This is a genomic window from Pseudomonas sp. MYb13 (assembly GCF_002980075.1).
In the GTDB taxonomy this organism is placed as follows: Bacteria; Pseudomonadota; Gammaproteobacteria; order Pseudomonadales; family Pseudomonadaceae; genus Aquipseudomonas; species Aquipseudomonas lurida.
Map to the genome: position 1 here is coordinate 51,965 of NZ_PCQI01000008.1, position 25,096 is coordinate 77,060.

27 protein-coding genes are annotated in these 25,096 nt (G+C 61.4%); 11 read left to right on the forward strand and 16 right to left on the reverse strand.

The features are described from left to right. The first annotated feature begins 8 nt into the window (after positions 1–8). The 4 genes from CQ002_RS16070 to CQ002_RS16085 are packed head-to-tail and all read left to right on the forward strand — an operon-like array spanning position 9 to position 2,350. Positions 9–281 carry a hypothetical protein gene (locus CQ002_RS16070; RefSeq protein ID WP_034106881.1) on the forward strand — a complete coding sequence of 91 codons (273 nt, stop codon included), beginning with the start codon at positions 9–11 and terminating at the stop codon, positions 279–281. Positions 282–334: 53 nt separating this feature from the next. Further along, entirely contained in the window at positions 335–1,159 is an 825-nt protein-coding gene (locus tag CQ002_RS16075) for a DUF692 domain-containing protein (RefSeq protein WP_034106879.1), read from the forward strand. Then, on the forward strand, positions 1,156–1,905 hold the full coding sequence (locus tag CQ002_RS16080; RefSeq protein WP_105162502.1) for a DNA-binding domain-containing protein: 750 nt from the start codon (positions 1,156–1,158) through the stop codon (positions 1,903–1,905). Before CQ002_RS16075 ends, CQ002_RS16080 begins: the two co-directional genes overlap by 4 nt. Next, positions 1,898–2,350 carry an alpha/beta fold hydrolase gene (locus tag CQ002_RS16085; RefSeq protein ID WP_105162501.1) on the forward strand — a complete coding sequence of 151 codons (453 nt, stop codon included), beginning with the start codon at positions 1,898–1,900 and terminating at the stop codon, positions 2,348–2,350. The genes CQ002_RS16080 and CQ002_RS16085 overlap by 8 nt, the downstream gene beginning before the upstream one ends. Positions 2,351–2,355: 5 nt before the next feature. Here CQ002_RS16085 and CQ002_RS16090 read toward each other — a convergent pair whose 3' ends face one another. Further along, the gene (locus CQ002_RS16090) at positions 2,356–3,102 is read right to left on the reverse strand and encodes a carbonic anhydrase (RefSeq protein ID WP_105162500.1); all 747 of its coding nucleotides are present in this window, start codon (positions 3,100–3,102) and stop codon (positions 2,356–2,358) included. 190 nt (positions 3,103–3,292) lie between these two features. On the opposite strand from CQ002_RS16090, the gene CQ002_RS16095 reads away from it, so the two are divergent. Further along, a complete protein-coding gene (locus tag CQ002_RS16095) occupies positions 3,293–4,657 on the forward strand; it encodes an MFS transporter (protein WP_034106869.1) in 1,365 nt (454 codons plus the stop codon). A 70-nt stretch (positions 4,658–4,727) separates the two neighbouring features. After that, positions 4,728–5,858 (forward strand): MFS transporter, encoded by a 1,131-nt coding sequence (locus CQ002_RS16100; protein WP_105162499.1) that lies wholly within the window; start codon positions 4,728–4,730, stop codon positions 5,856–5,858. Positions 5,859–5,870: 12 nt separating this feature from the next. Here the strand turns inward: CQ002_RS16100 and CQ002_RS16105 are convergent, their stop codons facing one another. Then, entirely contained in the window at positions 5,871–6,392 is a 522-nt protein-coding gene (locus CQ002_RS16105; protein WP_105162498.1) for a DUF3087 domain-containing protein, read from the reverse strand. 113 nt (positions 6,393–6,505) lie between these two features. Between CQ002_RS16105 and CQ002_RS16110 the strand changes: the two genes are divergently transcribed. The 3 genes from CQ002_RS16110 to CQ002_RS16120 all read left to right on the forward strand — a co-directional run bounded on the left by CQ002_RS16110 (position 6,506) and on the right by CQ002_RS16120 (position 7,575). After that, complete coding sequence (locus CQ002_RS16110) at positions 6,506–6,685, forward strand: hypothetical protein (RefSeq protein WP_034106863.1); 180 nt, start codon at positions 6,506–6,508, stop codon at positions 6,683–6,685. 14 nt (positions 6,686–6,699) lie between these two features. Continuing rightward, positions 6,700–6,900 (forward strand): DUF6021 family protein, encoded by a 201-nt coding sequence (locus CQ002_RS16115; RefSeq protein ID WP_034106862.1) that lies wholly within the window; start codon positions 6,700–6,702, stop codon positions 6,898–6,900. Positions 6,901–7,164: 264 nt separating this feature from the next. Continuing rightward, complete coding sequence (locus CQ002_RS16120) at positions 7,165–7,575, forward strand: ASCH domain-containing protein (protein ID WP_034106860.1); 411 nt, start codon at positions 7,165–7,167, stop codon at positions 7,573–7,575. Between the two features lie 122 nt (positions 7,576–7,697). Here the strand turns inward: CQ002_RS16120 and CQ002_RS16125 are convergent, their stop codons facing one another. Further along, positions 7,698–7,934: a DUF6555 family protein gene (locus CQ002_RS16125; protein ID WP_012724960.1), complete on the reverse strand. Its 237-nt coding sequence runs from the start codon at positions 7,932–7,934 to the stop codon at positions 7,698–7,700. 120 nt (positions 7,935–8,054) lie between these two features. Here CQ002_RS16125 and CQ002_RS16130 point away from each other — a divergent pair, with 120 nt between their 5' ends. Together CQ002_RS16130 and CQ002_RS16135 are read left to right on the forward strand one after the other, a co-directional pair. Further along, positions 8,055–8,891 carry an arylamine N-acetyltransferase gene (locus CQ002_RS16130; RefSeq protein WP_034106858.1) on the forward strand — a complete coding sequence of 279 codons (837 nt, stop codon included), beginning with the start codon at positions 8,055–8,057 and terminating at the stop codon, positions 8,889–8,891. A gap of 123 nt (positions 8,892–9,014) precedes the next feature. Continuing rightward, positions 9,015–9,767 (forward strand): outer membrane beta-barrel protein, encoded by a 753-nt coding sequence (locus CQ002_RS16135; RefSeq protein WP_034106856.1) that lies wholly within the window; start codon positions 9,015–9,017, stop codon positions 9,765–9,767. Positions 9,768–9,865: 98 nt separating this feature from the next. On the opposite strand, the gene nuoN is transcribed toward CQ002_RS16135, so the two are convergent. From nuoN to CQ002_RS16200, 13 genes are all read right to left on the reverse strand, one after another. Further along, positions 9,866–11,329 carry an NADH-quinone oxidoreductase subunit NuoN gene (gene nuoN / locus CQ002_RS16140; RefSeq protein ID WP_012724956.1) on the reverse strand — a complete coding sequence of 488 codons (1,464 nt, stop codon included), beginning with the start codon at positions 11,327–11,329 and terminating at the stop codon, positions 9,866–9,868. A 7-nt stretch (positions 11,330–11,336) separates the two neighbouring features. Next, positions 11,337–12,869: an NADH-quinone oxidoreductase subunit M gene (gene nuoM / locus CQ002_RS16145; protein ID WP_010209575.1), complete on the reverse strand. Its 1,533-nt coding sequence runs from the start codon at positions 12,867–12,869 to the stop codon at positions 11,337–11,339. Positions 12,870–12,908: 39 nt separating this feature from the next. Further along, a complete protein-coding gene (gene nuoL / locus CQ002_RS16150; protein WP_034106852.1) occupies positions 12,909–14,762 on the reverse strand; it encodes an NADH-quinone oxidoreductase subunit L in 1,854 nt (617 codons plus the stop codon). Continuing rightward, positions 14,759–15,067, reverse strand: coding sequence for an NADH-quinone oxidoreductase subunit NuoK (nuoK, locus tag CQ002_RS16155; protein WP_003174727.1), 309 nt, complete (start codon positions 15,065–15,067; stop codon positions 14,759–14,761). Before nuoK ends, nuoL begins: the two co-directional genes overlap by 4 nt. A 2-nt stretch (positions 15,068–15,069) precedes the next feature. After that, the gene (gene nuoJ, locus CQ002_RS16160; protein WP_017476146.1) at positions 15,070–15,573 is read right to left on the reverse strand and encodes an NADH-quinone oxidoreductase subunit J; all 504 of its coding nucleotides are present in this window, start codon (positions 15,571–15,573) and stop codon (positions 15,070–15,072) included. A 9-nt stretch (positions 15,574–15,582) separates the two neighbouring features. Continuing rightward, positions 15,583–16,131 carry an NADH-quinone oxidoreductase subunit NuoI gene (nuoI, locus tag CQ002_RS16165; RefSeq protein ID WP_003174725.1) on the reverse strand — a complete coding sequence of 183 codons (549 nt, stop codon included), beginning with the start codon at positions 16,129–16,131 and terminating at the stop codon, positions 15,583–15,585. 11 nt (positions 16,132–16,142) lie between these two features. Continuing rightward, on the reverse strand, positions 16,143–17,150 hold the full coding sequence (gene nuoH, locus CQ002_RS16170; RefSeq protein ID WP_017137518.1) for an NADH-quinone oxidoreductase subunit NuoH: 1,008 nt from the start codon (positions 17,148–17,150) through the stop codon (positions 16,143–16,145). Then, entirely contained in the window at positions 17,147–19,861 is a 2,715-nt protein-coding gene (nuoG, locus tag CQ002_RS16175; RefSeq protein ID WP_034106847.1) for an NADH-quinone oxidoreductase subunit NuoG, read from the reverse strand. The genes nuoH and nuoG overlap by 4 nt, the downstream gene beginning before the upstream one ends. A 135-nt stretch (positions 19,862–19,996) precedes the next feature. Beyond that, a complete protein-coding gene (nuoF, locus tag CQ002_RS16180) occupies positions 19,997–21,352 on the reverse strand; it encodes an NADH-quinone oxidoreductase subunit NuoF (protein WP_025858970.1) in 1,356 nt (451 codons plus the stop codon). After that, the gene (nuoE, locus tag CQ002_RS16185; RefSeq protein WP_105162497.1) at positions 21,349–21,846 is read right to left on the reverse strand and encodes an NADH-quinone oxidoreductase subunit NuoE; all 498 of its coding nucleotides are present in this window, start codon (positions 21,844–21,846) and stop codon (positions 21,349–21,351) included. The genes nuoF and nuoE overlap by 4 nt, the downstream gene beginning before the upstream one ends. Before the next feature lie 2 nt (positions 21,847–21,848). Continuing rightward, a complete protein-coding gene (gene nuoC, locus CQ002_RS16190) occupies positions 21,849–23,633 on the reverse strand; it encodes an NADH-quinone oxidoreductase subunit C/D (RefSeq protein WP_025858969.1) in 1,785 nt (594 codons plus the stop codon). 72 nt (positions 23,634–23,705) lie between these two features. After that, positions 23,706–24,380 carry an NADH-quinone oxidoreductase subunit B family protein gene (locus CQ002_RS16195; RefSeq protein WP_003174719.1) on the reverse strand — a complete coding sequence of 225 codons (675 nt, stop codon included), beginning with the start codon at positions 24,378–24,380 and terminating at the stop codon, positions 23,706–23,708. A 10-nt stretch (positions 24,381–24,390) separates the two neighbouring features. Beyond that, positions 24,391–24,804 carry an NADH-quinone oxidoreductase subunit A gene (locus tag CQ002_RS16200; protein WP_003219575.1) on the reverse strand — a complete coding sequence of 138 codons (414 nt, stop codon included), beginning with the start codon at positions 24,802–24,804 and terminating at the stop codon, positions 24,391–24,393. Positions 24,805–25,096 lie beyond the last annotated feature (292 nt).

A 25,096-nucleotide genomic window follows, 5' to 3' on the forward strand; every position in this document is an offset into this window, starting at 1 on the left:
AAACACCCATGAGCACTGCACTCAAATCCCGCCTGAGCCTCGCTGCCGCTGCTGCCCTGATCGCCATGGCATCGGCCTCGTTCGCCACGGCTGCCAGCGCTGCCGACTCGCAGGAAAAACCCGGCCGTTGCTACGGCGTCAACACGTGCAAGGGCACCAGCCTGTGCGCCACCGCCAAGAACGACTGCAAGGGCCTCAACAGCTGCAAGGGCGAAGGCGTGATCGTCAAGACCCCGTCCGAGTGCCTGAAGGCCGGCGGCACCCTGACCGAACCGAAGTAAACCACCCGGCGAGCCCCTGCGGGCTCGCCACTTATTCTTTGCGAAGGTCCGCGATGCCGATATCCAACCCTCACTTCTCAGGCTATGGCCTGGGGCTGCGCAAGGAGCACTACGGCGACTTCCTGGAGACCTCGGTGCCCGTGGATTTCGTCGAGGTGATCTCCGAAAACTTCATGGTCGCGGGCGGCCAGCCCCGGCATATCCTGCGCCAGGTGCGCGAGCGCTACCCGGTGGCGCTGCACGGGGTGTCCATGTCCATCGGCACGGCCGAGGGCCTGGACATGGACTACCTGCTGCGCCTCAAGTCGCTGGTGGACGAGGTCGAGCCGCTGTTTGTCTCCGACCACCTGAGCTGGTCGCGCAGCGGAGGCTTCAACGCCCATGACTTGTTGCCCGTGCCCTACACCGACGAAGCACTGGCGCGCGTGTGCGCCAATATCCACCAGGCCCAGGACGTGCTCGGCCGCACCCTGCTGTTCGAGAACCCCTCCAGTTACCTGGCATTTGAGGGCGCCTCCATGACCGAGTGGGAATTTATCGGGGCCATGGCCAAGCGCACCGGCTGTGAACTGCTGCTGGACGTCAACAATGTGTTTGTCAGTGCCAGCAACCACGGTTTCGATGCCCTGGCGTTTCTCGAGGGCCTCCCTGCCGAGCGGGTGCGCCAGGTGCACCTGGCGGGCCACAGCCAGGGCCGCGGCCTCTTGATCGACAGCCATGACAGCCCAGTGTGCTCCGGGGTCTGGGCGCTGTACGCGCACGCCATTACCCGGCTCGGCCCGGTGGCGACCATGATCGAGCGCGATGACGAGATCCCACCGCTCGCCGAATTGCTTCACGAACTGGCGTTGGCCCGCACCTTGGGGGCAAAGCGATGAACCTGGCGCAGCTACAGCAGACCTTTCGCGAGTGGTTGGTGAGCGCCTCGGACGCGTCCGCGCAATTATTGGGCGATGACCACGCAGGCCTGGCGGTGTACCAGAACAACTACCGCGCACAGTTGGTAGGTTGCCTGGAACAGGCGTTTCCCAACCTGCGCCGCTGGCTCGGGGAGGAGGCCTTCCTGGCTGCGAGCATCACCCACATCGACCGCCACCCGCCTCATGCCTGGACACTGGACGCGTACCCCGAGGGGTTCTACGCGACGTTAAGGGACGTGTTCCCGCGCAATCCGGATGTGCATGAGCTGGCGTGGATCGAGTCCGCCCTGAACGAAGCTTTCGTCGCCGCTGATGCGCTGCCCCTGACGCCGCAGGCGTTGGTTGGGCTGGACTGGGACACAGCGGTGCTGCAACTGACGCCGTCGTTGCGTTGCCACGGCCTGACCACCAATGCCGAGGCGGTCTGGTCGGCGTTGTGGCAGGACGTGCCCGCGCCCGAAGCTGTGATGCTGGCGCAACCGGGCGGCTTGCTGGTGTGGCGGCGTCAATTCACCTCGCGCTTGCGCCAGGTGGATACGCAGGAACTTCAGGCGTTGCAGCACGTGCAGGCCGACGGCAGTTTTGCCGGGCTGTGTGAATGGCTGGTGCAGCGCCTGGGCGAAGAGGCGGGCGTGATACAGGCGGGCGAGTACCTGGCCGGTTGGCTCGGCAGTGAATTGATTGTGGGGGTGAGTCATGTTTGATCGTCGTGATTTTTTACTGCTGGCAGCGGTGGTGATCGCCGCACCGGCGTTTGCGGTGCAACAGGTGAGTACCGATGACCAGGAGATCCGTTATGAGGAGTTCGGGGCGCAGGAGGGACGGGCGATCATTTTGCTGGCAACCGATGTCCACGTGTTTGCCGACCTGACGGCCCCGCTGGCCGCCCAGGGCTTTCGCGTGATCGTGCCGTACCTGCGCACTGCAGACGACGCCGTGCTCGGCCAGGATGTGCTGGACCTGATGAATGCGCTGCACATCCCCGAAGCGGTCCTGGCAGGGGTGGAAGCGGGCGGGCGGGTGGCCACGCGCGCGGCGGCGCTGAAGCCGAGTCGGTGCGTGGGTCTGGTGACATTGAATACCACGCCCCAGGCCGGTTTTGCCGACGCTGTGGGAGTGATGGCGAACAGTGGACACTGGCGAACCTGAGGGCCTTAAGTGATCAACTCCACGACTCCGCTGTGCAATCGGTAAACGCCGCCGACGATGCCGAGTTTGCCTCGGGCCACGGCGTCGCGCAGCAGGCCAGGCTCGTGCTTGAGGCGCGCGACGGTGTCGATGACGTTTTGCGCGATGGCATTGGCAAGCAATGGGCCGGGAGCCTTCAATACCTTGTTCACGGAGGGTTTGAAGGCTTGCGCGAGGCCCTGGATCTTGCCGGGGAAAGTGGCGTTTTCCTGGATGGCCTTCACCGCGGCCGAGAGTGCGCCGCAACTGTCGTGTCCGAGCACCATGACCACAGGCGTGCCTAGCACTGCGATGGCATATTCGAGGCTGGCGAGTTCGTTGTCAGTTACGAAGTTGCCCGCTACTCGTACGGTAAACAGCTCGCCCAGGCCGGTGTCGAAGATGTGCTCGGGGGCAGCTCTTGAGTCGGCGCAACCCAGCACCGTCGCGAAAGGGTGTTGGTGACTCACCAGTATTTCCCGTTCTGTCATGAAGTCGTGGCGCTGAGTGACGTTGGCGGCGAAGCGGTGATTGCCTGCCATCAACCGGGCCAACGCCTGGCGCGGGTCAGCCTCATCGCCAGGCTTGGGCGGTGTAACGGGTGCGGTAGGCGCCGCAACGCTGGGCAGTGCCCCTGCGAGCAAAAGTGCCCCTGCGCCAGCGCCGGCCAGCTGCAGGAATTGTCGACGGTCATTGCTCGAGACGGATGGAACGGGTTCGTGAGTCTTGGACACGGGCTGGGTTCTCAAGAGCGGGGAGAAACCGCCAAGGTTGCAAAATAGGCGGTGGGAAGCTGTAGGAGAACTCTGGTAGCGCGCGGCTGTGCCGGCTGAACATGAATATTTTGACAGCCAGGCAATTGTCCACTGAAAAAATGCTCGCCTGCCCGTAATCTGGGGCCTTTGTCACCTGCGCGGATTGTTCATGTCTTCTGTTGCCGATGGGTTGCCCCTCAATAAACGCTTGCCGGCCGTGATCGCGATCTCCCTGGGGATCGGCATGGCGACACTGGACACGGCCATCGTCAACACGGCCTTGCCGACCCTGGCCGAGGGGATTGGCACCGATTCCGCCTCGGTCATCTGGGTGGTCAATGCCTACCAGTTGGCGATCATTGCCACGGTGCTGCCGTTTGCTTCGCTCAGTGACGTGCTGGGGCATCGCCGGGTGTATCTCGGCGGGTTACTGCTGTTTATCGTGTCGTCGCTGTTGTGCGGTCTGGCGGGTTCGCTGGCCACCCTGACTGCCGCACGGGTGGCGCAGGGGCTTGGGGCGGCGGCGATCATGAGCGTGAACACGGCGTTGTTGCGACATATCTACCCTTCGAAAATGCTCGGGCGTGGCCTGGGTTACAACTCCCTGGTGGTGGGGTTGGCGTTTACCTTGGGGCCAACCGCCGCATCAGCGATCCTGTCGGTGGCGACCTGGCACTGGTTGTACCTGATCAATGTGCCCTTGGGGTTGCTGGCGCTGCTATTGGGCCTGCGCTCGTTGCCGACCCTGCCAATGACCGGGCATGCCTTCGACCGTCTTGCCGCCGTGTTGTGCGCGGGGCTGTTTGCCTTGTTGGTGTTGGGGTTGGGCACAGCGGTGCACGGGGCCCAGGGCGTGCTGACGTTGGGCTTGATCGCCGTGGCGCTGGTGTGCGGCGCCTTGCTGCTGCGGCGCCAGGCCGGGCACCCGGCACCGATGCTGGCGCTGGACCTGTTCAAGCGTCCGGTCTTTGCCTTGTCTTCCCTGACCGCTATCTGTGCTTTCAGCGCCCAGGGCCTGGCGTTTGTGTCGTTGCCATTTATGTTGCAGGCGGTGCTGGGCCATAGCCAAGTGGAAACCGGTTTCTTGATGACGCCGTGGCCGGCCGTGGTGGCGGTGATGGCGCTGGTGGCGGGACGTCTGGCCGACCGTGTGTCCCTTGGCGTGCTGTGCGGCATCGGCCTGTTGATGCTCAGCGTGGGAATGGCCGCGTTGGCCACCCTGGGCAGTGGGGCCTCGGCGTTCGATATCGGCTGGCGCATGGCGCTGTGTGGCGCCGGTTTCGGGTTCTTCCAGTCGCCCAACCTCAAGGCATTGATGACCAGCGCGCCGTTGGCTCGCAGCGGAGGGGCCAGTGGCATCGTAGCGATTTCGCGGTTGCTGGGGCAAACGCTGGGGGCGTCGCTGGTGGCGTTGTGTTTCCACCTGTCACTGGGCAGCGGGCCGCACTATGCGTTGTGGCTGGGCTGCGGGTTTGCCCTGGTGGGGGCCGTGGCCAGTGGCTTGCGTGTGCTGCCCTACGGCAAAAAGACGTGATTGGGCGTTGTAAAACAGAGCGGCGGAAGGCTACCGTGGCGACCTGAGTATTTCGGGATGTTTCAGATTTATGTCCAGCCTGGCCCTCCGTACTGCTGATACGCACTCCCGCCGAGCTGCGCTGACCCTGGCTTTATGCTTGCCCAGTGACGTGTTGCTCTACCTGCTGCTGCCGATGGAGTCCCAGGCCTTTGGTATCACCTTGGCCCAGGCCGGGGTATTACTGGCGGCCAACCGCCTGGTGCGGATTTTCGGCTACCGGCACGTGCTCAATTTCTACGCACGCAACGGCGACCGCCTGACCTGCATGATCGCCGCCGGTGCCGCGACCCTGTGTGCCTTGGGCAATTCGGTGTTATCGGGCTTCGCCGCGTTGCTGGGGCTGCGACTGGTGTGGGGCCTGTGCTTCGCCGCGCTGAACCTGTCGACCCAAGTGTTGGCCACGTCGGAGCCGGCCGGTGCCGCACGCCGGGCTGGGCGTTCCCGCGCGCTGATTGCCCTCGGACCGATGCTGGCGCTGCCACTGGGCGGCTGGCTGACGCTGTGGGCGGGGCCGCGCCCGATCTTTGTGATTCTGGCCGGGTGTTGCCTGGTGGGGGTGTGGGTGGCGCGCAGCTTGCCTGCGGCGGGGCATGATTTGCACTCCACGCCGGGGCGGCGCTTCAAGTGGCCCGACAGTGTGGCGGTGTGGTCGTTTATCGAAGGGGTGGCACTGGATGGCCTGTTTATCTTCGGCCTGTCGATCCAGGCGCAGAAGCTGCTGGGGGGTGATGCGGTACTCATCGCCGGTGGCCTGATGGCGCTGCGTTATGTCTCGGAAATGCTCCTGAGCCCCTTGGGCGGCCGCGCGGCCCAGCGATTTGGCGCCACGTCGATGTTGCTGCTGTTTTCGTTCTTGAGTGCCCTGGCCCTGACCGCGTTCGGCAGTTATTGGGTCATTGTCGGCGCGGCGGCGGTGCTGGTACTGCGCGCGCTGCAACTGCCACTGGTGACCACCCTCGTGGCCGAGCGCAACCCAGGTTCGATGCGCGTGTCGGCCTTGGCCTCGAATGCCGTGTGGCGGGATATCGGCGCTGGCCTCGGCCCATTGCTCGCCGGCCTCTTGCTGCCGATTGCCTCCGCCCCCTGGGTTTTTGGCCTGGCGGGCGCGGCGATTGCAGTGAGCGCGGTGTTCTGCTGGCGGGCAAAGGTTTCCAGCTGACGGTGTGTTGGCTTAAGCGGTCTTGAAGGCTTCCAGCCAAGCAGGGTCGAAGCGGGTTTGCTCGGTATCGATCCCCAGTGCCTGCATCTTGGCCTTGTGTGCCTCAACCTCGGCGACCAACTGCACCTGGGCGCTGGAGTTGGCATCCAGTTCATGCATCTGCGTCAGGCCCAGGTGATAGAAGCGCAGCACTTTGATCGCCGTCGGGTCATTGGCCTGGACGCGCTCGTTCACCTTGTGCATCACATTGGTCACGCTCATCAGGCTGCGCTTGAGTTGCCAGCCATACACCGCCGACGCCAGCCACGGCTGGGTCCAGAACGGGCCACGCACCAGGGCTACGGTGATCAGTACCCCGGCAAACACACCGCCGACGTTGAAGCGCAAATTGTCACCACCAGGTTCGCCGAACAGCATTACCGCCAGGCTCGACAGCACCATGGCCAGTGCCAGGAACAGCACGGCGACGATCAGCGTGCTGCGCCGGGTCTGTTGGCGGAAGGTCACAGGGTCGCAGGGTTTGAGTTCGAACATCCGGGTCATGTCTCCAGGAGGGGCCGGCATCATCTCACGCCTGGGCAAACAAGTTGAACGATGGCGCACGGCGGTTTCTCTAAATCTGTGTAGACCCTTTGAGGTGAACCATCATGTCTGACTACAACCAGCCACCCCCCGGTACCCCAAACCCTGACCGCACACCCGGTGAAGAGGAGCGCGACAACGATGCGTTGCGCCCCAACGACCCGAAAGAGCGCGAAGACAATGACGATGTAGAGCGCGTCGAAGAAAACCTGGAAAACCTCCACGACAAAGCCCGTCCGCTTTAAACAAGGAGAACGCCGTGAGTCATACGCCGAAAGGCCCGTCTTCAGACGAGCATGCAAGTGGCAAGGATGAGCTGGGTTTTGACCCGGACTCGCCGGATGTGTCGGATCCGCAGGTTGACCCTATCGGGCCGGCTATCGCGCCATTGGACAAGGAAAAAAAGGATAAGGACGAGAAGAAGCCACCTTACGATCCTCTGGGCGATTTGAAACCGTGAGCTAGATACCGTGTTGCTCAGCGCTGTGGGCGAATGAAGCATCGCCACGGTGCGTTTTTGAGTCTGTCTTTGGCTATTTAGACGCTGGCCTGGCGCACTTTTTTATCTTGAACGTCGACATAGGTTGGCGTTTTTTTTCATCACCTCGTTGCTGGACCAGAATAAAGTATCCTCAGCAACCGAGTGGCGCACAGGCCTCGACCGTGATCATTTAGCCAGGGCTTATGCGAGATCGCCAACAACCTGATTTAAACGGATTTAGTCATGAGCACCCTTGAGGATTTAAAGGCCAGGTACCCCGGCGCCATTGCATGGTCATTTGGGGATACTCCTGAAATGGCCGATGAGCTGGCTGAACGTGTTGTCAGCGGAATAAAAACGGCCACGTGTTGCTCGCTTTCGTCATTTAACCGTGAAGATGAATCACCCACCATTGGCGGCTACAGCATCATCCTCAACAGTAGGCGCGAACCGGTATGTGTCATTCGGGTTATCTTGCTGCGTGTCGTTCGTTACTGCGACGTTGATCAAGATTTTGCACGGAAGGAAGGTGAAGGGGATCTCAGCCTCCCGTACTGGATGCAGGGGCATAGAGATTTTTTTCAAAGAGAGGGCTCGTTCGACGAGGCCATGGAGCTTGTCGCCGAAGAGTTTGAGCTGGTGGAAGTCTTGTAGACGACCAGGTTCCCTGACCCACTGTCCTTGGCGTTAAGCCGTTGGGCATGGTTGACTCTTTGCCGAATGTTAAACTTCGCTGTTGGCCGAAAGCCCCGCCCTATATAGCGGGGCTTTCCCCCTTACTTGGGTGCAACCCACGTTACCTCGGTAATACCAAACTTCTCCGCCCAAGGCCGAGTCGTCTTCTTCACCTGCTCGTGCCCCACGCGCCCAACGCGACTCACGTGCGCAATGTCGGCATCAACGGCCGCCCAATGCCAGGCCTCGGCGTTGTTCATCACTTCGGCGCGCACCACAAAGGACTTCGGTTTGCCATGCAGCTGGTAGTGGATGGTGTAGATTTTTGCGGTACTCATGTTGCCTCCCTGTGTTGTTATAGATGGATACGGGAGCGTTCAAAAAGGTTCATTCAAAATGACAATCTGCATGGTGGCGCGGCATAGTGATGCCATCCCTTCGCGCCCAAGGATTGCGCCATGCCCCTGCTGACCCATAGCCGCCTCTATCTGCAACGCCTGGGCTATGACGCACCGCCCGCGCCGACCCTGCAAACCTTGCAGGCGTTGCAACTGCGCCACGTGTGCACGTTTGCTTTCGAGAGCCTGTCGACGTTGATGCACGTGCCGGTGCCTATCGACCTGCCCAGCGTCGAGCAAAAAGTGCTGCTGGAAGGGCGGGGCGGTTATTGCTATGAGTTGAACCAGATGTTCCTGGCGCTCTTGCAGGAACTCGGCTTTGACGCACGCGGCATTACCGGTCGGGTAGTGATGGGCGGGCCACCGGAGGCACACACCGCGCGCACCCATCGGTTGAGCCTGGTGACGCTGGAGGGTGTGCGTTACATCAGCGACGTCGGCTTTGGCGGCATGGTGCCCAGCAGCCCGTTGCAGCTGGATACCGACACGGTACAGGCCACGGCGCATGAACCCTACCGCTTGACCTTCGACGGGCAGGGCAGCTACACGCTGTGGGCGCAGGTAGCAGGGGAGTGGCGCGGGCTGTATGTGTTCGACTTGCAAGTGCAGGCGGCCATCGACTACGAGATCGGCAACTGGTACGTCTCCACACACCCGGATTCGCCTTTTGTGGGTCAGCTGAAAGTTGCGCGCTTGGCGCCAGGCAAGCGGCATACCCTGAACAACGCCAGTTATGCGGTGCATTACCTGGATCGGCCGAGTGAAAAACGCACGCTCGATAGCGCCGATGAGCTGTTGGACTTGCTGACTGCGACCTTTGGAGTTCGGGTGCCGGTTTCAGCCACGCTTCGCCAAGCGCTTGATCGTCTTGTATTGCCTGTCGATGGAGAATATTGAGCTAGAGCCTTCGCTGAACCGTTTTATCTTCAAGTCGGTGCAAATTAATTCGAACCTTTCGTGCAAGGCGGGGTTCGAAGCGGTTCCTGAATAATTTGCTCACCAGACAAGGAGATGTAAACGATGTCCAAGCTATTCGGAAAATTCCTCAAGGGTTCCTCGCTGCTGGCGCTGGTCGCTGCACCTGCTGCGGTGTTCGCTGCACCGTCCACCGACCCGATTTCCACCTTCGGGATCCTGGGCAGCTACAACGATTTCAAATTCGAAGGCGGCAGCCAAAGCGACAAGAGCCACATGCCCGAAGCGGGCCTGTTCTACAACTTCGGTAACAAGCTCACCGCGGAGTCCGGCTTTATCTACCAGGCCGGCATTGAAGCCAAGTACGGCGAGAAGAGCGACAACAAGCTCAAGGAAGGCCAGGCCGATCTGGATCTCGGCTGGCGAGCCGCGCTGGATGCGCGCAATTTTGTCGACGTGATCGTGGGCGGTGGCTACACCTGGACCCGCTACGAGCCAGAAATCAACGACCTCGATGTGAAACTCACCAACAAGTCCCCGTTCGCCAAGGCGGCCTTGGGCTACAACCACCAGTTCGACGATATGACCCTGCGTGTCGAAGCCGGCGCCCGTCGTACTATCGATGGTCGCACCAAGCTCAAGGTGGATGACTTTGGCAGCGACACCGTGGACCTCAAGGACCGCACCAATCCCTACGCCGAAGTCAGCCTGCTGATGAACCAGAAGGGTGACCTGCCGGTGGTCGCGGGCCTGTACTACACCCGCACCGAGTACAAGCTCGACGGTGATTCCGAAGTGGCCGACAACACCAAGCTCAAGCGTAATGAGTACGGGTTCAAGGTCGGTATCGCGTTTTAACGCCTCGATTCACCGCGCTGCGGTGTCCTGACTTTTCCCCATAAAGCAAAAACGGCGCCCTAAGGCGCCGTTTTTGTTTACTGCATCCCGCTAAGCGATCAAACGCCCAGCACCGCGTGCTGCACCAGGGTGAGCAACGGTTGCGGGTACACGCCCAGGAAGAACGCGAGCAGGGCGATGGCCAGCAGCATTACACCGCCTGCCTTCTGTTCCCAATGCAGCTCGGCATCCACGCGGCGCAGGTTTGGCTCGATCAGGTACAGGGTGACCATCACGCGCAGGTAGTAGAACACGCCGATGGCGCTGCCCAGGACCAGGGAAGCTACCAACCACCACTCGTGAGCTTCAACGCCGGTGGCGACGATGTAGAACTTGCCAATAAAGCCGGCAGTGAGCGGGATACCGGCCAGGGACAGCATCATCACGGTCAGTACGGCGGTCAGGTACGGGCGGCGCCAGAACAGGCCGCGATACTCGTACAGGGCGTCGGCGTCACGGCCTTTGAACGGCGAGGACATCAGGGTAATCACGCCGAACGCGCCGAGGCTGGTGATCACGTAGGTGACCAGGTACACACCCATGGCTTCAACGGCCAGGCCTTTGCTCGCCACCAGGGCGATCAGCAGGTAGCCGAAGTGGGCGATGGACGAGTAACCCAGCAGGCGCTTGAGGTTGTTCTGGGTCAGGGCCAGCAGGTTACCGAACAGGATCGATGCGATGGCGATCACGGTCAGTACAGTGCTCAGCACACCGGTGTTGGCGGCAGGGGAGATCTGGAACAGACGCACCATCACCGCAAACACAGCCACTTTCGACGCGGTGGCCAGGAACGCAGCCACTGGCGCCGGGGCGCCTTCGTACACGTCCGGGGTCCACAGGTGGAACGGCACCAGCGACAGCTTGAATGCCAGGCCGATCAGCATCATGGCCAGGCCCAGTTGGGCAATCGGCGCAGGCATGCTGGTGGCCGCGAGGGCGTGACCGATACCGGTGAAGCTCAGGTTGCCGGCTTCGGCGTAGAGCAGGGCCATACCGAACAACAGGAACGCGGAACCGGCCGCCGACAGCACCATGTACTTGATGCCGGCTTCCAGGGAGCGCTTGTTGAAGAAGGCGTAGGCCACCAGGCCGTATGTCGGGATCGACAGCAGTTCCAGGCCGATGAACAGGCCCGCCAGGTGCTGTGCGCTGACCAGCACGATGCCACCGGCCGCAGCCAGCAGGATCAGCAGGTACAGCTCTTCGCGGTTGCCTGGGTAGCCGGTGCCGCCTTCGCCGAGGTAGGCGTGGGCGAGGGTGACGCAGGCCAGGGTCGCGACCAGGATCAGCGCGATGTACAGCAACGCGAAGTCATCGACCATCATCAATGGCGTGACCGCCAGTGGCGCGACCTTGAGGGCCGGGATGATCGACAGCAGGGCCAGGTTCAGACCGGCACAGGACAGCAGGAACGTTTGCGAGTGATTGCGGCGCCAGGCGATCGCCAGCATCACCACCACGATGGTGAGGCTGGTGATCAGCAGCGGCGCAAGCGCGATAAAGTGTTGGATCGTGAATTCCATAGCGCTCTTACCGGGCCGAAGCGAGTTGAGAGAAGGCGGTGCCGAACCACTGCTGCACGCCATGCATCGTTGCGGCAGAAGTGTCCAGGAACGGTTGCGGGTACACGCCGATGTAGATCAGCAGTACCGCAAGGCCGAGCACCATGATCAGTTCGCGCGCATCCATCCCTTGCAGGACGGTGTCGGACTTGGCCGGGCCGAAGTAGGCGCGGTGGATCATGATCAGCGAGTAGACCGAACCGAACACCAGGCCGGAAGTGGCAATGGCGCTGATCCACGGCGTCTGCACGAAGGCACCCATCAGGATCAGGAACTCGCCGATGAAGTTACCGGTGCCTGGCAAGCCCAGGGACGCAGCGGCGAAGAACAGGCTGATCGCTGGCAGGTACGCGATGCGCGACCACACGCCACCCATTTCACGCATGTCACGGGTGTGCAGGCGCTCGTACAGCTGACCGCTCAGGATAAACAGCGCCGCAGCCGAAACACCGTGGGCCAGCATTTGGATCACTGCGCCTTGCAGTGCCAGTTGGCTGCCGGAATAGATGCCGATCAGTACGAAACCCATGTGGGAAACGGACGAGAAGGCAATCAGACGCTTGATGTCGGTTTGCGCGAACGCCAGGAACGCACCGTAGAAGATCCCGATCAGACCCAGGGTCATGGCGATCGGCGCAAACTCGGCCGAGGCATTCGGGAACAGCGGAAGCGCGAAACGCAGCAGGCCGTAGGCAGCTGTCTTCAACAAGATACCGGCCAGGTCCACGGAACCTGCGGTCGGCGCCTGGGCGTGAGCGTCAGGCAGCCAGGAGTGGAACGGCACCACCGGCAGCTTCACCGCGAAGGCGATGAAGAAGCCCAGCATCAGGATGTACTCTGTGGTCAGGGACATCTTGGTCTTCAACAGGTCGGCGTAGTTGAAGGTAATCACGCCGGTGTTGTTGAAGTTGACCAGTACCAGGCCCAGGATCGCCACCAACATGATCAGGCCGGAAGCCTGGGTGAAGATGAAGAACTTGGTCGCTGCGTAGATCCGGGTTTTCTTGCCGTCCGAAGAACTGTGACCCCAGAGCGCGATGAGGAAGTACATCGGCACCAGCATCATTTCCCAGAAGAAGAAGAACATGAACAGGTCGAGGGCGAGGAACACGCCGACAACACCGCCCAGGATCCACATCAGGTTCAGGTGGAAGAAGCCCACGTGACGCTGGATCTCTTTCCAGGAGCAAAGTACCGAGAGGATACCCAGCAGGCCGGTCAGCAGGATCATCAACAGCGACAGGCCGTCGAGGGCCAGGTGCACGTTGATGCCGAAGCGCTGGATCCACACGTGCTTGAATTCAAGCGCGAAGGTGGGATCGACACCCGGTGCCGGAGCAAATGAATAGTCGCCATGGGCCCACAGCCAGAGGCCGAGCGCGAGTTCCAGGGACATGGTCAGCAACGCAATCCAGCGGGGGAGGGTGGCGCCGAAGCGTTCACCCATCCAGCAGAGCAGGCCGCCGATAAAGGGGATCAGGATTAGCCAGGGCAGAATCATGACGGGCTCGTTTCCTTTCGCAAGTTCGCAAAGTTCATATCAGACCGCTACCACTACGATGGCGCCGATCACCAGCACGGCACCGGCCGCCATGGAAGCTGCATACCAACGCAATTGGCCCGTCTCGCTGCGGCTCAGGGCGGTGTGGCCGGCCTTGGCGGCACGCGGGATCAAACCGATGGTCTGGTCGAGCGGGTCTTTACGCAGGATGTGGCTGATGGCCAGGTAAGGCTTGACGAACAGTTTGTCGTAGATCCAGTCGAAGCCCCAGGCAGCGAACCACCAGGCCGAGAGGAAGCGACCAATGCCACTGTTGGCAACGGCGGTCACGAAGCGGCGCTTGCCGAGGAACAGCAGGGCCGCCAGCAGGATACCGGCAATGGCGATGGCACCCGAGGCGATCTCCAGGCTGTGCTTGGCTTCGCCGCCGGCGTGGCCGACGCTTTGTGGCAGTACACCGTGCAGAGGCGGGGTGATCATGGCGCCGATGAACGTCGACAGGATGATCAGTACCGACAATGGCAGCCAGTGCGAGACGCCGTGGCCTGCGTGTGCTTCGGTCTTGGCTTCACCGTGGAAGGTGATGAAGATCAGGCGGAAGGTGTACAGCGAGGTCATGAACGCACCCACCAGGCCTGCGTACAGCAGGTTCTGGTTACCGCTGGCAAAGGCTTCCCAGAGGATTTCGTCTTTCGAGTAGAAACCAGCGGTCACCAGTGGCAGGGCGGCCAGTGCGGCACCACCGACGATGAAGCTGGCGTAGGCCAGTGGCAGTTTCTTCCACAGGCCGCCCATCTTGAAGATGTTCTGCTCGTGGTGGCAGGCCACGATCACCGCACCGGACGCCAGGAACAACAAGGCCTTGAAGAACGCGTGGGTCATCAGGTGGAAGATCGCCGCGTCCCAGGCACCGACGCCCAGGGCCAGGAACATGTAGCCGATCTGGCTCATGGTCGAGTAGGCGAGAATCCGCTTGATGTCGGTCTGCACCAGCGCGGCAAAGCCGGCCAGTACCAGGGTCACGCCACCGACGATGCCCACCAGGTGCAGGATGTCCGGCGCCAGGGTGAACAGGCCGTGGGTACGGGCGATCAGGTAGACACCCGCAGTCACCATGGTTGCCGCGTGAATCAGTGCGGAAACCGGGGTAGGGCCGGCCATCGCGTCCGCCAGCCAGGTTTGCAGTGGCAGTTGCGCGGATTTACCCACGGCACCGCCCAGCAACATCAGGGTGGCCAGGGTGATCCAGAAGTCACCAACCTGGAATTTCTGCGGTGCCAGCACCAGCAGTTCCTGGATGTTCAGCGTGCCCACTTGTTGGAACAGGATGAACAGGCCGATGGCCATGAACACGTCGCCGATCCGGGTAACGATGAAGGCCTTGAGTGCCGCGTTGCCGTTGTTGCGGTTGCTGTAGTAGAAACCGATCAACAGGTACGAGCACAGGCCCACGCCTTCCCAGCCGAAGTACAGGAACAACAGGTTATCGCCCAGCACCAGGAACAGCATGCTGGCGATAAACAGGTTGGTGTACGAGAAGAAGCGCGAGTAACCGGCTTCACCGCGCATGTACCAGGACGCGAACAGGTGGATCAGGAAGCCCACGCCGACCACCACGCCGAGCATGGTGATCGACAGGCCATCGACGTAGAGGGCGAAGTTGGGCTTGAAGCCCTCCACCGACATCCACTGCCACAGCACCAGGGTGTAGTGACCGCCTTCCGGCGGCGCCACGTTGAATTGCCAGATGACATAGGCGGCAACAATCGCCGACAGGCCAATGGAACCCACACCCACCAGGGCAGAAACGTTTTCCGACCAGCGTCCACGGGAGAACGACAGCAGCAGGAAACCGATCAGGGGGAATACGAAAGTCAGAAAGATCATGTTCATCCGCGCATCTCACTGGCAGCGTCGATATCAAGCGTGTGGAAGCGACGATACAGTTGCAGCAGGATCGCCAGGCCAATACTGGCCTCGGCGGCTGCCAGGCTGATCACCAGGATGAACATGACTTGTCCATCCGGCTGGCCCCAACGTGCACCCGCAACAATGAACGCCAGTGCCGCGGCGTTCATCATGATTTCCAGGCTCATCAACACGAACAGAATGTTACGGCGGACCATCAGGCCGACCAGGCCAAGGCAGAACAGGATGCCGGCGACCGCCAGACCATGCTCCAAAGGGATAGCAGGCATCGTCATTGCTCCTTGGCTTCGTTACGGCCCAAGTGGAAGGCAGTGATGGCTGCGGCGAGCAGCAGCATCGACGCCAGTTCGACCACCAGCAGGTACGGGCCGAACAGGCTGATGCCCACGGCTTTCGCGTCCACGGTGGTGTGGCCGATGGCCTGGCCGCTCTGGTGAGCGAACAGCACATACAGCAGTTCAGCCAGCAGCAGGGCTGCCAGGATCACCGGGCCGAGCCAGATGCCAGGCTTGAGCCAGACGCGTTCCTGGGCGACCGAGGCCGGCCCCAGGTTGAGCATCATTACCACAAACACGAACAGCACCATGATGGCGCCGGCGTAGGCGATCACTTCCAGCACACCGGCGAACGGTGCGCCGAGGCTGAAGAAGGTCATGGCCACGGCGATCAGCGAAATGATCAGGTAGAGCAGGGCGTGCACGGGGTTGGTGTTGGTGATCACGCGAAGCGTGGACACAACCGCGATACCCGATGCGAAATAGAAAGCGAATTCCATCTTTCTTCCTTAAGGCAGCAAGCTCTTCACGTTGATCGGCTCGGCTTCGTTTTGTGCGGCGCCCTTCGGCTTACCGGCAACGGCCATACCTGCAACACGATAGAAGTTGTAATCAGGGTTTTTACCGGGACCAGAGATCAGCAGATCTTCTTTCTCGTACACCAGGTCCTGACGTTTGAACTCGGCCATCTCGAAATCCGGTGTCAGCTGGATTGCGGTGGTCGGGCAAGCTTCCTCGCAGAGGCCGCAGAAAATGCAGCGCGAGAAGTTGATGCGGAAGAAGTCCGGGTACCAGCGACCGTCTTCGGTTTCAGCTTTCTGCAGGGAGATGCAACCCACAGGGCATGCCACGGCGCAGAGGTTGCAGGCTACGCAACGCTCTTCGCCATCGGGGTCGCGGGTCAGCACGATGCGGCCGCGATAGCGCGGCGGCAGGTATACCGCTTCTTCCGGGTATTGCAGGGTGTCGCGTTTGCGGAAGCCGTGACCGAACACCATCACCAGGCTTCGCAACTGGGTACCGGTACCCTTAACGATGTCGCCAATATATTTGAACATGGGTCAAATCCTCACTGAACCGCGCCCGCTGGCGTGTTCAACAACACAACGGCAGCAGTCACCAGCAAATTGATCAGGGTCAGCGGCAGGCAGAAGCGCCAGCTGAAATCCATCACCTGGTCGTATCGTGGACGCGGAATGGAAGCGCGCAGCAGGATAAACAACATGATGAAGAACGCGGTCTTCAGGAAGAACCAGAAGAACGCCAACTGCGGCAGGATGCCGAATGGACCGTGCCAGCCGCCGAAGAACAGCGTGACCAGCAGGGCCGAGATCAAGATGATGCCGATGTACTCACCGACGAAGAACATGCCCCATTTCATGCCGGCGTATTCGATGTGGTAACCGTCGGCCAGTTCCTGTTCCGCTTCCGGCTGGTCGAACGGGTGACGGTGAGTCACGGCGACGCCAGCGATGAAGAAGGTACAGAAGCCGAAGAACTGCGGAATGATGAACCACAGGTTCTGTGCCTGGTACTCGACGATGTCGCGCATGTTGAACGAGCCCACCTGCACCACGATGCCCATCAGCGCGAGGCCCATGAACACTTCGTAGGACACGGTCTGGGCCGACGCCCGCAAGCTGCCCAGCAGGGCGAACTTGTTGTTGCTCGACCAACCGGCGAACAGCACCGCGTACACCGACAGGCCGGCCATGGCGAAGAAGAACAGCAAGCCGATGTTCAGGTCCGCCACGCCCCAGGTCGGGGTGATCGGGATGATCGCAAAGGCGATCAGCAAGGCGCTCATGGCCACGACCGGTGCCAGGGTGAAGATCACCTTGTCGGCAAACGGCGGGGTCCAGTCTTCCTTGAAGAACATTTTCAGCATGTCGGCGGCGATCTGGAACATACCAAACGGGCCAACGCGGTTCGGACCGTAACGGTCCTGCCACCAGCCCAGCAGGCGACGCTCCACGAAGCTGAGCAGGGCGCCCGCGACGACCACGGCCAACAGGATCACGATGGCCTTGACGACCGAGATGATCACGTCGATCACTTCAGGGGTGAACCAGGTCATTGCGCTGCCTCCTGCAGACCGTCAACGGTTTTGCCAAAGATCGCCGGTGGAATACCGGCGAGGCCTTTGGGCAGTGCAACCAGGCCAGCACCCAATTGATCATTGATGCGCAGCGGCAGGCGCAAGGTCTGGCCAGCCACGTTCAGGCTGAGCAGGGCACCGTCGTTGACGCCCAGGCGGTCAGCTTCGGACTTGGCCACCGATACATAGGCTTGCGGGATGCGTTCTTGAACCGGCGCGGCCTTGGAAGAGTTCTCTTCGCTGCCGAACAGGTGGAAGAACGGCACAACCTGCCAGGTGCCCTGGGCCGGGTTGAACGGACGCGGTACGGCAGCGAACCAGTTCAGCGCGTCACCTTGGCTTTCGATCAGGCGAGTGCCTGGGTCGCCAGCGCGGATATGACCACCGACTTCGTCCTGGAATTTGTTCCAGGCCTGTGGCGAGTTCCAGCCCGGCGACCAGGCGAATGGTACCTGCTGACGCGGCTCGACCGAACCCGAGTAACCTTCCATGGAGAAGGCGAACGCGGTGTCGGGGTCTTGCGGCGTACGCGGCTCGTGCACGCTGATGTTGGCGCGCATGGCGGTACGGCCGGAGTAACGCAGCGGTTCACGGGCCAGTTTCATGCCCTTGATGCGGAACGCGGCGGACGGTGCGGCGTCGACGATACGTGCCAGTTGCGGTGCGCTTGCGGCGCAGGCGGCGGTCACGTGGTCGAGCTGGGTCCAGTCGATCGGCTGGTTCAGCAGGGTCGCGCGCAGGGCATGCAGCCAGCGCCAGCCTTCGTGAACCAGGATGCTGGCGTCCATGTACTTCGGATCGAACACCTGGAAGAAGCGCTGGGCGCGGCCTTCCTGGCTGACCAGGGTACCGTCGCCTTCGGCGAAGGTGGCGGCTGGCAGCACCAGGTGGGCGCGATCGCTGGTGGCGGTCTTCTGGTGGTCGGCGACGATCAGGACCTTCGCGGCGTTCAGCGCAGCGTCGACCTTGGCAGCATCGGTGCGGGTGTACAGGTCGTTTTCCAGCACCACGATGGCGTCAGCGTTGCCATCGGTCACTGCTTGCAGGGCCGCGTCCAGGGACTCGCCACCGAGCATGGCCAGGCCAAGGCTGTTGGCTTCCGGCACGACCAGGCTGATCGAACCGTTCTTGTCGCGCAGCTTCAGGGCTTTCGCAATATTCGCCGCCGCCTCGATCAATGCCTTGGAACCCAACGAGGTGCCGGCAATGATCAATGGGCGCTTGGCCGCCAGCAGGGCGTCGGCAATGCGCTGGGCGAGTTCACCGGCTTCAGTGTCCAGGCCTTCGACGGCTGGTGCGCTGGCGTCGAGGGCGTGGGCCACGGCAAAACCGATGCGCGCCAGGTCGTCCGGTGCCGCGTGGACGCATTCTTCGGCGATGTCGTCGAGCTTGGTTTCAGCCAGGCTTGCAATAAACAGCGGGTTCAGCGCGTGCTGGCCGATGTTTTTCACCGCGGCGTCGAGCCAAGGCTGGACGCGCATGGCGTCGGCCATGTCTTCGGCCTTGCCTTTGACCGACTGGCGCAGCGACAGGGCGATGCGGGCGGCGGTCTGGGTCAGGTCTTCACCGAGCACGAAGATGGCGTCGTGGTCTTCGATGTCGCGCATGTTCGGCACCGGCAGCGGGCTGTCGTTCAGCACTTGCAGGACCAGGCGGATCCGCTCCAGCTCACCGGCTTCGATGCCGGAGTAGAAGTGCTCGGCGCCGACCAGTTCGCGCAACGCGTAGTTGCTTTCGAGGCTGGCACGGGGCGAACCGATCCCGACGATGTTGCGGCCGCGCAGCAGGTCGGCGGCTTTATCCAGCGCGTCGTCCAGGCTCAGCTTGGCGCCATCGGCCAGCAGCGGCTGGCGGGGACGGTCTTCGCGGTTGACGTAGCCATAGCCGAAACGGCCACGGTCGCACAGGAAGTACTGGTTGACCGAACCGTTGAAGCGGTTTTCGATCCGACGCAATTCGCCGTAGCGCTCGCCCGGGGAGATGTTGCAACCGCTGGAGCAGCCATGGCAGATGCTCGGCGAGAACTGCATGTCCCATTTACGGTTGTAGCGCTCGGAGTGAGTCTTGTCGGTGAACACACCGGTCGGGCAGACCTCGGTGAGGTTGCCGGAGAACTCGCTTTCGAGCACGCCGTCTTCAACGCGACCGAAGTACACGTTGTCGTGGGCGCCGAATACGCCGAGGTCGGTGCCGCCGGCGTAGTCTTTATAGAAGCGCACGCAGCGATAGCAGGCGATGCAGCGGTTCATTTCGTGGGAAATGAACGGGCCGAGGTCCTGGTTCTGGTGGGTACGCTTGGTGAAGCGATAACGGCGCTCGTTGTGGCCGGTCATCACCGTCATGTCTTGCAGGTGGCAGTGACCACCTTCCTCACAGACCGGGCAGTCGTGAGGGTGGTTGGTCATCAGCCACTCGACGACACTGGCGCGGAACGCCTTGGATTCTTCATCGTCGATGGAGATCCAGGTGTTGTCGGTGGCTGGCGTCATGCAGGACATGACGATACGACCACGGGTGTCGTTCTCGTCGGTGTACTGCTTGACCGCGCACTGGCGACAGGCACCGACGCTACCAAGCGCGGGGTGCCAGCAGAAATACGGGATGTCGAGGCCTAGTGACAGACATGCCTGTAACAGGTTGTCCGCCCCATCGACTTCGAGCGCTTTGCCGTCTACGTGGATAGTGGCCATGGTTCAAAGTTCTTCGTTGGCCCGTTGTCAGCGGGCGTGGCTAATGGAATCTTGTTATTCATGGGCCTTAACACAGCCTTTACGGCGTCACCCCATGAGAAGGCGAAAGGCACGGACCCTTCGCCTTTTAAAGCGTTACGCGCCGACTACGATCGGCCTTGCCAGAGGCGGGACGGCGGCGCTGGTAGGCGCGATGCCGGCTTCGAACTCCGAGCGGAAGTATTTGATTGCGCTGCCCAATGGCTCCACGGCGCCCGGTGCGTGAGCACAGAAGGTCTTGCCCGGGCCAAGGAAACCGACCAGACCCAGCAGGGTCTCGATGTCACCCTCACGGCCTTCGCCGTTTTCCAGGGCCATCAGCAGCTTGACGCTCCAAGGCAGGCCGTCGCGGCATGGGGTGCAGAAGCCGCAGGATTCGCGGGCAAAGAACTGCTCCATGTTGCGCAGCAAGGACACCATGTTCACGGTGTTGTCGACCGCCATGGCCAGGCCGGTACCCATCCGGGTGCCCACCTTGCCGATGCCGCCGGCATACATTTGTGCGTCGAGGTGCTCGGGCAGCAGGAAGCCAGTACCGGCGCCGCCTGGCTGCCAGGCCTTGAGGGTGTAACCGTCGCGCATGCCGCCGGCGTAGTCCTCGAACAACTCGCGTGCGGTCACGCCGAACGGCAGCTCCCACAGACCAGGGTTCTTGACCTTGCCGGAGAAGCCCATGAGCTTGGTGCCCATGTCTTCGCTGCCTTCGCGGGCCAACGATTTGTACCAGTCAACGCCGTCGGCAATGATCGCCGGCACGTTGCACAGGGTCTCGACGTTGTTCACGCAAGTCGGCTTGCCCCACACGCCAACGGCGGCAGGGAAGGGCGGCTTGGAGCGCGGGTTGGCACGGCGACCTTCGAGGGAGTTGATCAGTGCGGTTTCTTCACCGCAGATGTAACGCCCGGCGCCAGTGTGCACGAACAGTTCGAAGTCGAAACCGGAACCGAGGATGTTCTTGCCCAACAGGCCTGCGGCCTTGGCTTCTTCCACGGCACGATTGAGGTGCTTGGCGGCGGTGGTGTACTCGCCACGCAGGAAGATGTAGCCACGGTAGGTTTTCAGCGCGCGGGCGCTGATCAGCATGCCTTCGATCAGCAGATGGGGCAGTTGCTCCATCAGCATGCGGTCTTTCCAGGTGTTAGGTTCCATTTCATCCGCGTTGCACAGCAGGTAGCGGATGTTGATGGATTCGTCCTTGGGCATCAGGCCCCACTTCACGCCAGTGGGGAAGCCTGCACCACCGCGACCTTTGAGGCCGGCGTCTTTCACGGTCTGGACGATGTCGTCCTGGGCCATGTCGGCGAAGGCTTTGCGCGCAGCGGCGTAACCGTTCTTGGCCTGGTATTCGTCGAACCAAACGGGTTCGGCATCGTCCCGCAGGCGCCAGGTCAGCGGATGGGTTTCAGGCGAACGCTTGATCAGGTTCGCCGGGCCGAAAGAGGTCAGGGTCATGGGTAGCCCTCGAGCAATTGGGTCACGCCAGCGGGGTGCACGTCACCGAATGTGTCGTCGTCGATCATCAACGCCGGCGCCTTGTCGCAGTTGCCCAGGCAGCACACCGGCAGCAGCGTGAAGCGGCCGTCCGGGGTGGTCTGGCCGAGGCCGATGCCCAGCTTGTTCTGGATTTCGCTGACCACCGACTCGTGGCCTCCGATGTAGCAGACCATGCTGTCGCACACGCGAATGATGTGACGGCCGACCGGCTGGCGGAAGATCTGGCTGTAGAACGTGGCCACGCCTTCAACGTCGCTGGCAGGGATGCCGAGGATCTCGCCGATGGCGTAGAGGGCGCCGTCCGGCACCCAGCCACGTTCCTTCTGGACGATCTTCAAGGCTTCGATCGACGCCGCGCGCGGATCTTCGTAGTGATGCAGCTCGTGCTCGATGGCCGAGCGCTCGGTTTCACTCAGGGTGAAACGGTCTGTCTGGATAAGCGTGCTGTTCATGCTTAGCGGTCCACGTCGGCCATAACGAAATCGATACTACCCAGGTACGCAATCAAGTCCGCGACCATCTCGCCTTTGATCACCGAAGGGATCTGCTGCAAGTGGGCGAAGCTGGGGGTACGGATCCGGGTGCGGTAGCTCATGGTGCCGCCATCGCTCGTCAGGTAATAACTGTTGATACCCTTGGTCGCTTCGATCATCTGGAAGGACTCGTTGGCCGGCATGACCGGGCCCCACGAAACCTGCAGGAAGTGCGTGATCAGGGTTTCGATGTGCTGCAGCGTGCGCTCTTTCGGCGGCGGCGTGGTCAGCGGGTGATCCGCCTTGTACGGGCCGGCTGGCATGTTGCGCATGCACTGCTCGATGATCTTCAGGCTCTGGCGCATTTCTTCGACGCGCACGATGCAACGGTCGTAGGCATCGCCATTGGCGGCCAGCGGCACTTCGAACTCGAAGTTCTCGTAGCCGGAGTACGGGCGCGCCTTGCGCAGGTCGAAATCGCAACCGGTGGAACGCAGGCCGGCACCGGTGACACCCCATTCCAGGGCTTCCTTGGTGTTGTACTGCGCGACGCCGATGGTCCGGCCCTTGAGGATGCTGTTGTCCAGGGCGGCTTTTTGGTACTCGTCCAGACGCTTGGGCATCCAGTCGATGAACTCCTTGACCAGGCGCTCCCAGCCATTGGGCAGGTCGTGGGCTACGCCACCGATGCGGTACCAGGCCGGGTGCAGGCGGAAGCCGGTGATGGCTTCGATGACCTTGTAGGCGCGCTGACGGTCGGTGAAGGTGAAGAACACCGGGGTCATGGCGCCAACGTCCTGGATATAGGTACCCAGGAACAGCAGGTGGCTGGTGATCCGGAAGAACTCGGCCATCATGATGCGGATGGTGTCGACCCGGTCCGGCACCTTGATGCCAGCCAGCTTCTCGACCGAGAGTACGTACGGCAGGTTGTTCATCACGCCGCCGAGGTAGTCGATACGGTCGGTGTACGGGATGAAGCTGTGCCACGACTGACGCTCGGCCATTTTCTCGGCACCACGGTGGTGGTAGCCGATGTCCGGTACGCAGTCGACGATTTCTTCGCCGTCCAGCTGCAGGATGATACGGAAGGCGCCGTGAGCCGAAGGGTGGTTCGGGCCCAGGTTGAGGAACATGTAGTCCTCGTTGGTGCCGGAGCGCTTCATGCCCCAGTCTTCCGGACGGAAGCGTGCGGCCTCTTCTTCAAGCTGTTGCTTGGCGAGGTTGAGGCTGAACGGGTCGAATTCGGTGGCGCGGGCAGGGAAGTCCTTGCGCAGCGGGTGACCTTCCCAGGTCGGCGGCATCATGATGCGCGTCAGGTGTGGGTGGCCCGGGAAGTCGATCCCGAACATGTCCCAGACTTCGCGCTCGTACCAGCTGGCGTTCGGCCAGATACCGGTCACGGTCGGCACGCTCAGGTCGCTTTCGGACAGCGCGACCTTGATCATCACGTCGCTGTTACGTTCGATCGACAGCAGGTGATAGAACACGGTGAAATCGGCACCGCTCGGCAGCCCTTGGCGCTTGGTGCGCAGACGCTCGTCCACGCCATGCAGGTCATAGAGCATGACGTACGGCTTGGGCAGGTTGCGCAGGAAGGTCAGGACTTCGACAAGCTTGGCGCGCGCCACCCACAGCACCGGCATACCGGTGCGTGTGGCCTGGGCGGTGAAGGCGTCAGGGCCAAAACGGTTATTGAGTTCGACGACCACATCCTGGTCGTCTGCCTTATAAGGCGGGATGTACAGAGCACTGCCTGTAGTCATGGTTTTTTATCGCTTTCGGTCAACGTAAAGAATGAAGCCAGGTTTTCGTTCTATAAAAGAAGCGGTGCTGGATCAGACTTCGTCGGGGCTGCGCAGGTTGGTGACTGCGATTCGCTGTTCGCGGCGCTGTTCCTTTTGCGACGGCATCTCGGCGCGGTACACGCCTTGATCGCCGACGACCCAGGAAAGCGGGCGACGCTCCTTGCCAATCGACTCCTGCAACAGCATCAAGCCTTGCAGGAATGCTTCAGGTCGGGGCGGGCAGCCAGGCACGTAGACGTCCACGGGCAGGAACTTGTCCACTCCCTGAACCACGGAGTAGATGTCGTACATGCCACCGGAGTTGGCGCACGAACCCATGGAGATAACCCACTTTGGCTCGAGCATTTGCTCGTAGAGACGCTGAATGATCGGCGCCATCTTGATAAAGCAGGTTCCGGCGATAACCATGAAATCCGCCTGGCGCGGCGATGCCCGGATAACTTCGGCGCCAAAGCGCGCGATGTCGTGGGGCGCCGTGAAGGCGGTGGTCATTTCCACGTAGCAGCAGGACAGGCCGAAGTTGTACGGCCACAGGGAGTTCTTACGTCCCCAGTTGACCGCGCCACTCAGCACGTCTTCCAGCTTGCCCATGTAGATGTTTTTGTGGACTTGGTCTTCTAACGGGTCGGAAACGGTTTCCCGTTCGCCGATGGGGTACTGCTCGTTAGGAGCATCCGGGTCGATCCTGGTGAGATTGTATTGCATCGCCAAAGCCTCATTGTTTCAGCTTCGCTTGCCGCTTACGACGAGCTTCCGGAGCCCAGTCAAGGGCGCCCACTCGGAATAGGTAGACAAGGCCTGCCAACAGAATTGCTATGAAAACGAGGGCTTCGACGAATCCGGTCCAGCCGCTTTCGCGGACGGACACAGACCAGGCAAAGAGAAAGAGGGCTTCGATATCGAAGATCACGAACAGCATCGCGACCAGATAGAATTTGGCTGAGAGCCGCAAGCGGGCGCCACCTGTAGGCAGCATGCCGGACTCGAACGGTTCATTTTTGCTGCGGCCCCAGGCTTTTGACCCGAGGAGGCTGGAAACACCGAGCATGAAGGCGCAGAGGCCGACAACACCGAGGAGGAAAATGGCAAAGCCCCAGTTGTGGGCCATGAGTCCTGTCGCTTCGGTCATGCTGGAAATCCTTAACAGAGAGCAAAGGTCTCTGAGCTCGAAAAAGTAACGATGCAGTGACGATATGTCGCACTGCAATCAATCGCGGTGATTTTATGGCTAAACACCGGGCAAGTAAAATTCCTATAGCGAAATTATTCGATGGAATAAGCACATAGTGCACCTTTGTGGGGCTGCAGCCCTTGCAGGGTGGGCATTAGCGGGCATTTGATCAAATCTGTTTTGTTTAACCGGTAACGAAGTTTTCATGCGCTAAATGATAATGAATATTGTTTGCGTGGGGTTTAAGCGA

Excerpts from the sequence above, each read along its gene's own strand:
- CQ002_RS16070 (WP_034106881.1), top strand. The coding sequence starts at position 9 with ATGAGCACTGCACTCAAATCCCGCCTGAGCCTCGCTGCCGCTGCTGCC.
- CQ002_RS16075 (WP_034106879.1), top strand. The coding sequence starts at position 335 with ATGCCGATATCCAACCCTCACTTCTCAGGCTATGGCCTGGGGCTGCGC.
- CQ002_RS16080 (WP_105162502.1), top strand. The coding sequence starts at position 1,156 with ATGAACCTGGCGCAGCTACAGCAGACCTTTCGCGAGTGGTTGGTGAGC.
- CQ002_RS16085 (WP_105162501.1), top strand. The coding sequence starts at position 1,898 with ATGTTTGATCGTCGTGATTTTTTACTGCTGGCAGCGGTGGTGATCGCC.
- CQ002_RS16095 (WP_034106869.1), top strand. The coding sequence starts at position 3,293 with ATGTCTTCTGTTGCCGATGGGTTGCCCCTCAATAAACGCTTGCCGGCC.
- CQ002_RS16100 (WP_105162499.1), top strand. The coding sequence starts at position 4,728 with ATGTCCAGCCTGGCCCTCCGTACTGCTGATACGCACTCCCGCCGAGCT.
- CQ002_RS16105 (WP_105162498.1), bottom strand. The coding sequence starts at position 6,392 with ATGTTCGAACTCAAACCCTGCGACCCTGTGACCTTCCGCCAACAGACC.
- CQ002_RS16110 (WP_034106863.1), top strand. The coding sequence starts at position 6,506 with ATGTCTGACTACAACCAGCCACCCCCCGGTACCCCAAACCCTGACCGC.
- CQ002_RS16120 (WP_034106860.1), top strand. The coding sequence starts at position 7,165 with ATGAGCACCCTTGAGGATTTAAAGGCCAGGTACCCCGGCGCCATTGCA.
- CQ002_RS16125 (WP_012724960.1), bottom strand. The coding sequence starts at position 7,934 with ATGAGTACCGCAAAAATCTACACCATCCACTACCAGCTGCATGGCAAA.
- CQ002_RS16130 (WP_034106858.1), top strand. The coding sequence starts at position 8,055 with ATGCCCCTGCTGACCCATAGCCGCCTCTATCTGCAACGCCTGGGCTAT.
- CQ002_RS16135 (WP_034106856.1), top strand. The coding sequence starts at position 9,015 with ATGTCCAAGCTATTCGGAAAATTCCTCAAGGGTTCCTCGCTGCTGGCG.
- nuoN (WP_012724956.1), bottom strand. The coding sequence starts at position 11,329 with ATGGAATTCACGATCCAACACTTTATCGCGCTTGCGCCGCTGCTGATC.
- nuoM (WP_010209575.1), bottom strand. The coding sequence starts at position 12,869 with ATGATTCTGCCCTGGCTAATCCTGATCCCCTTTATCGGCGGCCTGCTC.
- nuoL (WP_034106852.1), bottom strand. The coding sequence starts at position 14,762 with ATGAACATGATCTTTCTGACTTTCGTATTCCCCCTGATCGGTTTCCTG.
- nuoK (WP_003174727.1), bottom strand. The coding sequence starts at position 15,067 with ATGCCTGCTATCCCTTTGGAGCATGGTCTGGCGGTCGCCGGCATCCTG.
- nuoJ (WP_017476146.1), bottom strand. The coding sequence starts at position 15,573 with ATGGAATTCGCTTTCTATTTCGCATCGGGTATCGCGGTTGTGTCCACG.
- nuoI (WP_003174725.1), bottom strand. The coding sequence starts at position 16,131 with ATGTTCAAATATATTGGCGACATCGTTAAGGGTACCGGTACCCAGTTG.
- nuoH (WP_017137518.1), bottom strand. The coding sequence starts at position 17,150 with ATGACCTGGTTCACCCCTGAAGTGATCGACGTGATCATCTCGGTCGTC.
- nuoG (WP_034106847.1), bottom strand. The coding sequence starts at position 19,861 with ATGGCCACTATCCACGTAGACGGCAAAGCGCTCGAAGTCGATGGGGCG.
- nuoF (WP_025858970.1), bottom strand. The coding sequence starts at position 21,352 with ATGACCCTGACCTCTTTCGGCCCGGCGAACCTGATCAAGCGTTCGCCT.
- nuoE (WP_105162497.1), bottom strand. The coding sequence starts at position 21,846 with ATGAACAGCACGCTTATCCAGACAGACCGTTTCACCCTGAGTGAAACC.
- nuoC (WP_025858969.1), bottom strand. The coding sequence starts at position 23,633 with ATGACTACAGGCAGTGCTCTGTACATCCCGCCTTATAAGGCAGACGAC.
- CQ002_RS16195 (WP_003174719.1), bottom strand. The coding sequence starts at position 24,380 with ATGCAATACAATCTCACCAGGATCGACCCGGATGCTCCTAACGAGCAG.
- CQ002_RS16200 (WP_003219575.1), bottom strand. The coding sequence starts at position 24,804 with ATGACCGAAGCGACAGGACTCATGGCCCACAACTGGGGCTTTGCCATT.